Source organism: Nonomuraea sp. NPDC003201 (genome assembly GCF_053590415.1).
The window spans coordinates 70,489-76,954 of record NZ_JBSFTC010000020.1 but is presented as its reverse complement, the minus strand read 5'-3'; the positions used below and the strand labels follow the sequence as shown (position 1 = coordinate 76,954).

Annotated in this window: 8 protein-coding genes; 5 read left to right on the top strand and 3 right to left on the bottom strand. The window is 68.2% G+C overall.

The features are described 5' to 3' along the window. Positions 1 to 229 precede the first annotated feature (229 nt). Both ACWDX9_RS11330 and ACWDX9_RS11325 read left to right on the top strand, forming a co-directional pair. Positions 230 to 982, top strand: coding sequence for a helix-turn-helix domain-containing protein (locus tag ACWDX9_RS11330; RefSeq protein WP_449951852.1), 753 nt, complete (start codon positions 230 to 232; stop codon positions 980 to 982). Then, positions 916 to 1,392: a transposase gene (locus ACWDX9_RS11325; protein WP_449951849.1), complete on the top strand. Its 477-nt coding sequence runs from the start codon at positions 916 to 918 to the stop codon at positions 1,390 to 1,392. The genes ACWDX9_RS11330 and ACWDX9_RS11325 overlap by 67 nt, the downstream gene beginning before the upstream one ends. 335 nt (positions 1,393 to 1,727) lie before the next feature. Here ACWDX9_RS11325 and ACWDX9_RS11320 read toward each other — a convergent pair whose 3' ends face one another. Continuing rightward, positions 1,728 to 2,339 carry an NAD(P)-dependent oxidoreductase gene (locus ACWDX9_RS11320; RefSeq protein ID WP_449951846.1) on the bottom strand — a complete coding sequence of 204 codons (612 nt, stop codon included), beginning with the start codon at positions 2,337 to 2,339 and terminating at the stop codon, positions 1,728 to 1,730. Positions 2,340 to 2,531: 192 nt separating this feature from the next. On the opposite strand from ACWDX9_RS11320, the gene ACWDX9_RS11315 reads away from it, so the two are divergent. After that, the gene (locus ACWDX9_RS11315; protein WP_449951843.1) at positions 2,532 to 3,125 is read left to right on the top strand and encodes a TetR/AcrR family transcriptional regulator; all 594 of its coding nucleotides are present in this window, start codon (positions 2,532 to 2,534) and stop codon (positions 3,123 to 3,125) included. On the opposite strand, the gene ACWDX9_RS11310 is transcribed toward ACWDX9_RS11315, so the two are convergent. Then, positions 3,073 to 3,978, bottom strand: coding sequence for a LysR family transcriptional regulator (locus ACWDX9_RS11310; protein WP_449951840.1), 906 nt, complete (start codon positions 3,976 to 3,978; stop codon positions 3,073 to 3,075). The genes ACWDX9_RS11315 and ACWDX9_RS11310 overlap by 53 nt on opposite strands. 140 nt (positions 3,979 to 4,118) lie before the next feature. On the opposite strand from ACWDX9_RS11310, the gene ACWDX9_RS11305 reads away from it, so the two are divergent. Next, complete coding sequence (locus tag ACWDX9_RS11305) at positions 4,119 to 4,877, top strand: SDR family NAD(P)-dependent oxidoreductase (RefSeq protein WP_449951837.1); 759 nt, start codon at positions 4,119 to 4,121, stop codon at positions 4,875 to 4,877. A 3-nt stretch (positions 4,878 to 4,880) separates the two neighbouring features. On the opposite strand, the gene ACWDX9_RS11300 is transcribed toward ACWDX9_RS11305, so the two are convergent. Next, positions 4,881 to 5,534: a GntR family transcriptional regulator gene (locus ACWDX9_RS11300; RefSeq protein ID WP_449951833.1), complete on the bottom strand. Its 654-nt coding sequence runs from the start codon at positions 5,532 to 5,534 to the stop codon at positions 4,881 to 4,883. A gap of 120 nt (positions 5,535 to 5,654) precedes the next feature. Here ACWDX9_RS11300 and ACWDX9_RS11295 point away from each other — a divergent pair, with 120 nt between their 5' ends. After that, positions 5,655 to 6,461: a fumarylacetoacetate hydrolase family protein gene (locus ACWDX9_RS11295; RefSeq protein ID WP_449951872.1), complete on the top strand. Its 807-nt coding sequence runs from the start codon at positions 5,655 to 5,657 to the stop codon at positions 6,459 to 6,461. Positions 6,462 to 6,466 lie beyond the last annotated feature (5 nt).

Here is a 6,466-nt window from a genome sequence, read left to right as displayed (position 1 = left end):
TCGCCTTCGACGTAGGCGAACCGGCCGTGGTAGCGGACGTGCAATCCTGCCAGTTGAGGCCAGCGATCGCGGGCGTGCTGGTGCAGTCGCTGGGCCAGGGAGGTCTTGGTCGACTCCGGGATGGCGGGCATGAGCCCTATCTTGCCGTCCGGCGTGTCGATCACACCCCGGACGGTGGGGATCGGAGCAAAGTAGCAGGGCCCTTGTAAGATCATGGAAAGCGTTCCGCGTGCCCGTCCCCCGCGCCCGCCAGATCGTCTTGACCGCCTCCGAGCGGCGGCGGTTGAAGAAGCCGGCCCATTCTCACACGGCCCCCTACCAGCAGGTCGTCCGCGTCCGAATCGTGCTGGATGCCACGCACGGCTACTCCAACGCCCGTATCGCCCTGCGACAGCGGGTCCACCTCGATACCGTCCGCCGGTGGCGTGGCCGCTACGCCGACCAGGGTATCGACGGGCTCAAAGACCGGCCCCGCACGGGTCGGCCACCCCGCTTCACCCCCCTCCAGCGGGCTGAGGTGACGGCGCTGGCCTGCCAGCTGCCGGCCGAGACCGGGATGCCGTTGTCCCGCTGGAGCAGCACCGACCTGGCCCGCGAAGCGACCCGCCGGGGCATCGCCGCGATGTCCGCCTCGACCGTCCGCCGGATCCTGGCCGCCGACGTGCTCAAGCCCTGGCAGCACGCCTTCTGGGCGTTCATCCGCGACCCCGACTTCGCCACCAAGGCCGCCCGCGTCCTCGGCCTCTACCAGCGCATCTGGGAAGGGCAACCCCTGACCGGCAACGAGTACGTGATCTCCTCCGATGAGAAGACCTCCATCCAGGCCCGCTGCCGCTGCCATCCCACCCTGCCGCCCGGCACCACCCGAACGATGCGCTGGCCTACCTGGCCGCCTACGATGTTCACCGGGCCCACGTGTTCGGGCGCTGCTCGCCCAAAACGGGCATCATCCCGTTCATGGACCTGGTCGAGCAGGTCATGACGCGAGAACCGTACGCCTCCGCCCGGCGGGTGTTCTGGGTCGTGGACAACGGTTCCTCCCATCGTGGCAAGGCAGCCGCTGACCGGCTCACCGCCCGGTTTCCCAACGCGGTGATGGTCCACACCCCCGTGCACGCGTCCTGGCCGAACCAAGTGGAGATCTTCTTCTCCATCGTGCAGCGCAAGGTTGTCACACCCAACGACTTCACCGGTCTTGACCAGGTCGGAGACCGGCTGATCACCTTCGAGCGTCGTTACAACGAGACCGCCCGGCCCTTCAGATGGAAGTTCACCCCGGCCGATCTCGAGGACCTGATGGTGCGGATCGAGCGACACGAACAGAAGGGGCACCACCCCCAGCAGCCCGCTGGCTGCGGCAACCAGCCTGCCGCACTACAAGCGACCGCGTGAACCCTCGAATGACTTACGAACTGGACCACTTAGGCATGGCTCTCCGGGTGGCACCCGTGGCGCGCTCTGCGCGCCGCAGCACGGTCCGGTGCCGCGCGCATGGCACCGGACGAGATTGATGAGTTGATCCAGTAGCTGCGCCACGTCGCCCCTTTCAGGCGTCTGGTGGTCTGTTCCAACGCCCGTCACCAGACCGGCGACGCCAGTAGGTGGATGATCGTGCTCGCGGCGTGGACGGCGCGCTGCGGGCATGGTCAGTGGCCGCCCTCAAATCCGCCTCAGGCAGATGCGTCGGGACGCCGCACCTCCGTGGGCGCCGGGCCGTTACCCGGCGATCAGCCCAGTGGGACGACGATTCCGCCACGGTGGCTACCGGTCTCCACCTCGTCCAGCATCAGCGCGGCCGCGGTGGCGCGGGACATCCTCGGCGGCAGCAGTGGGCGCCGCAGCTCCGCGAGAGGCACCAGGCGGCGGTTTGGACTGATGGGACCGTTGGTGAGGTCGGGAGCATGAAATACCGTGGCGCCGCCCTCGAGGGCGATCCGGTCGGCCTCGGCCTTTTCGGCCAGTTCGGCGCCGACCGCCATCCGCATCACCGCCTGGTAGATCAGCCCGCCTGCGCGTTTCGACGCGCCCGCTCCCAGCGCCCCGAGCCACACCGTGGGGATGGGTGGCGCGGCGAGCAGCTTTGCCCCGGCGACCAACGCGCCTGGACCGTCGCCCTTGCTGATGCCGATGGCCGAGACGGTCACGTCGACGTCGTCCAGGGCGGGGAACGTCTCGGGTGAGAAGACATCGGCCTGGCGGATGTCGACTTGCCGCGACGCGGGCACGGTGCCCCCCTCAGGGTTGCGGACGAGGGCCAGCACCTGGTGGCCCCGCTCGAGTGCCTGGTCGACAAGCAGGCGGCCGACTCGCCCGGACGCGCCGAGTACTGCTATGCGCATGGTGCTCCATCCTTAACTGAACAAGTGTTGGCGACCTAAGTAAACAAGCGTTGGTTAGTAGGGTCAAGGAGATGAGGACGGTAAGGTGAACAGCTGTTGGTGAAACCGCTCACACTGGTCCGAAGGGGGCAACGGGTGTCGTCTCCGGAGCGGGCCGCCACCCGCCGTCGTAACCCGCGAGGCCAGGGGCAGGTGCTCAAGGCCCAGCTCGTGGATGCCGCGGCGAAGCTGCTGGCCACCCTCGACCAGCCGGAAACGCTGACGCTGCGGCAGGTCGCTCGTGAGGTGGGCGTTGCGCCGGCCAGCATCTACAGCCATTTCCCGGACCTGAGCGCGCTCATCGAGCACGTGCTGCGGCTGCGTTACGAGGAACTGGCCCGGATGATGGACGAGGCTGCGCGATCCTCCCCGGACCCGCTGTCCGACCTCGTGGCCCGCTGTGAGGCTTATGCGCGTTGGGGAGTCGATCACCCCGGCCACTACCGGACCCTCTTCGGTGGGCGGATGCCGGCCGACCTTGTCGCTGTGTCAGCCCACGGTGGCGGGGTCGACCTGCTCGGCTCCGTCGTCGAGTCCCTGTCGGCCGTCGCCGATGCCGACGAGACGCGGACCGCCGAGCGCCAGTGGCAGGCCGGACTCATGCTCTGGATCGCGCTGCACGGACTGGTCAGCCTCTACAACGACCACGGGGCCCTCCCCTGGCCGCCCCTGGACGAGCTGATCGCGAATCTGATCAGTCTGCACACCGGCAGGCCCGCGACCGAGATCGGGGCTCTCTTGTCGTAGCGTCGGCGGTGACGAGGCGCGTGGCGTTGAGTGCGGCGGCCACGAACGAGGCGACCAGGGGCCGGTGGTCGTGCTCGTTCCAGGCGAGCACGAGTCGGCTGGGTGGTGCGTCGGTCACGGGAACGCAGACGACCCCGGCCGGGACGGGGTTGACCAGCGAGCGGGGCAGCACTCCGATCATCCGGCCCACCGCGATCATGAGCAACAGCTGGATCACGTCGGCGACCTCAGGGCCGGTGCCGTCGCCTCCGGGAACCCCTTTCCAGCGGGGCAATGTCTCACCGCGCAGATCAGACAGTTGAACCGTGTCCCGCTCGGCGAGTCGGTGCCCGGAGGGGACGATGGCGACGCGGCCCTCCGTGTGCAGCGTCTCGTGGGCAAGCCCGTGGAGGGGGTCGAACGGAACGTAGAGCAGGCCGATATCGGCCCGGCCGTCGCGCAGGAAGTCCGTGCGGTCGGCGGGGCCGCTGAACAGGATGTCGACCCGGCGGGCGTCAGGCTCGTGCGCGTAGCCGGCCAGGATAGGCGACAGCAGGCCGGCGTCGCCGCCGGGTTTGAGTACAAGCCGCAGGTGGGCCTGGGTGTCGTCGGCCCGTCGGGCGTTGCGGACGGCGGCGCTGATCGCATTGAGCGCGTGTCGTCCGTGCTCCTGGAGCGCCTTTCCGGCCGGAGTGAGTTCGACGTGGCGGCTGGTGCGGATGAACAGCGGTACGCCGAGCCGGGTTTCGATCCGGCGGATCGTCTTCGACAGTGCCGGCTGGGCGATCGAGAGCCGTACGGCGGCCCGGCCGAAGTGCAGTTCGTCGGCGACCATGAGGAAGTGTTCGAGCTCGCGAGTCTCCAGATCAACCATGCCTCCAGGTTATCGCCGAGTGTCGAATCGGTCTTGGACGTCGGCGTAGAACGTCGCGAGAATCCAAGCATGATGAGTGATTCAAGGGTCGTTCCAGTCGGCCTGTCCCTATCGGCCGGTCAGGTCGATCAATATCATGCATGCATCGAAAGGCCGGTGGCATCGTGATCGGGAAGGCCGGGCTGGTCACCGGTGCGGGCAGTGGGATCGGCCGCGCGACAGCGGTGGAGCTGGCTCGGCGAGGGGCGTTGGTCGCCGTGCTCGACATCGACGAGAACACCGCGGCCGAGACCGCTGAGATGATCAGCAGGGACGGCGGGACAGCGCTGGCCGCCACCATCGACATCGCCGACGAAGGTTCCGTGCGGGCGGCCGTCGAGCGCACGGTCGCCGCGTTCGGTGGCCTCGATTTCGCCGTGAACAACGCCGGCCTGGCTTCGCACCGGAAGCTCGACCAGACGACTCTGGCCGAGTTCGAGCGAGTGGTTCACGTCAACCTGGCAGGGACCTTCCTGTGTATGAAGTACGAGCTGCCCTTGCTCAGTGGCGGTGGGGCGATCGTCAACATCGCCTCCAACGGCGGCCTGTACGCGATCCCGCAGGCCACCGCCTACGTGGCCGCCAAGCACGGCATCGTCGGCCTCACCAAGGTCGCCGCGGTCGACTACGCGCCGGAGGGCATCCGGGTCAACGCCGTCTGTCCCGGACCGACACGAACGCCGGGGTTCGAGAAGTTCGCGGGTGACACCGACATGATCGCGCGGCAAGAGGCGATCACGCCGCTCGGGCGGCTGGCCACACCGGAGGAGGTCGCCGCGGCGGCGGTCTGGTTGTGCTCGGACGACGCGTCCTACGTCACCGGGATCGCCATGTCGATCGATGGAGGACGGCGAGCATGAGGATCATCGCTGCTGGAGCATCAACGTCGTCGTGAGCTCGATGTGCTCGCGCAGTGCTTCGACTGTACCCTCGACGTCTCGCGCGATGGCGCGTTCGCAGATGAGCTTGTGTTCGGCCGGGACGTCCCGAGGGCTGCGCTCGGTCGAAGTGCGGGCCCAGCACCGGTAAACCTCGGCGGAGTCGCGGAGTTGGGACGCCACCTCGCGCAGGTGGTAGTTGGGGCAGCCCGCCAACAGGGTCTCGTGAAAACGGGCGTGCGCGCTCAGCCACGATTCGTTGATCGCGCCGTCCTCGTCGGCGAAGGTCGTGCGGGCGAGGCTGTGGTGGGCGGCGAGCAGGTCGGACTCCCACTCGATGGTCCCGTGCTCGAGGGCCTCACGCACCACGTGCGTCTCGATGACGACCCGCGCGTCGGTCAGGTCTCGCAGCGCGGCTGGGGAGATCTCCATGACCCGGAACCCTTGCTGCGGCGCGAAAGTGGCGAGCCCCTGACCGACCAGGCGGGGCAGCGCCTCGCGCAGCACGCCGCTGCTCGCGCCGTAGTGGTCCTTGAGCGCTTCCACCCGCAGCCGAGATCCGGGTTCGTGGCGACCGTTGAGGATGTCCGCGCGAAGCCGCTGATAGACGTCCTCGACGCGGGTCGTGCTGCGAGTCATGTCATGGATCGTACTGGATCCCGTGTTCTTGCAAAAATCTCGATATTTCATTAGATTCCCGAGAATCGATAGAACGAGGGACGGAAACCGGGAATGAGAACGACCACGCGGTCAGGCCGAATGTGCCTGGTGACCGGCGAGAACGTGATCGATGTCGAGCGAGCGAGCGCGGGGAGGTTTCCCGCCGACCCACTCGCGGTCTTCGAGCGCTGGACCGAGTTCGTGGAGTGGGCGAAGGAGGCGCCCGACGGGCCGGCCGCACCCGCGGAACCCGCCGGGGGCCCGTCGCCGGCACCGCGGCAGGTGTTCGCCATCGGGCTGAACTACCGTGACCACGCCGAAGAATCGCGGCTCGGGTTGCCGGAGTCGCCCGCCACGTTCACCAAGTTCGTCACGTCCGTCACGGGACCGCAGACGCAGTTGAGACTGCCCAGCGAGTTCGTCGACTGGGAAGCCGAGCTCGTGGTGGTGATCGGCTGCCGGACGGAGCGGATCGCGGCCGAGGACGCCTGGCACCAGGTGGCTGGACTGACCGTGGGACAGGACTTCTCTGAGCGGATCGTGCAGTCCGCGGGGCCGGTCCCGCAGTTCTCGCTGGGCAAGTCGTTTCCGGGTTTCGCCCCGACCGGGCCGGTCCTGGTGACCGCGGACGAGTTCACCGATCCCGATGACCTCGAGATCGAGTGCCTGATCAACGGCGAAAGCGTCCAGAAATCACGCACATCGTCCATGGTCTTCGGGGTCGGTGAGCTGATCGCCCGCCTGTCGGCGGTGTGCCCGCTGCTGCCCGGCGACCTCATCTTCACCGGCACGCCGGCGGGCGTCGGGGCCGCGCGTACTCCCCGGCGTTTCCTCCGCCCCGGCGACGAGGTGGTCACCCGGATCGAAGGCATCGGGCAGCTTCGGCAGAGCTGCGTCGCCGCGTGAGAGGA

Excerpts from the sequence above, each read along its gene's own strand:
- ACWDX9_RS11310 (WP_449951840.1), bottom strand. The coding sequence starts at position 3,978 with ATGGTTGATCTGGAGACTCGCGAGCTCGAACACTTCCTCATGGTCGCC.
- ACWDX9_RS11295 (WP_449951872.1), top strand. The coding sequence starts at position 5,655 with ATGTGCCTGGTGACCGGCGAGAACGTGATCGATGTCGAGCGAGCGAGC.
- ACWDX9_RS11320 (WP_449951846.1), bottom strand. The coding sequence starts at position 2,339 with ATGCGCATAGCAGTACTCGGCGCGTCCGGGCGAGTCGGCCGCCTGCTT.
- ACWDX9_RS11305 (WP_449951837.1), top strand. The coding sequence starts at position 4,119 with ATGCATCGAAAGGCCGGTGGCATCGTGATCGGGAAGGCCGGGCTGGTC.
- ACWDX9_RS11300 (WP_449951833.1), bottom strand. The coding sequence starts at position 5,534 with ATGACTCGCAGCACGACCCGCGTCGAGGACGTCTATCAGCGGCTTCGC.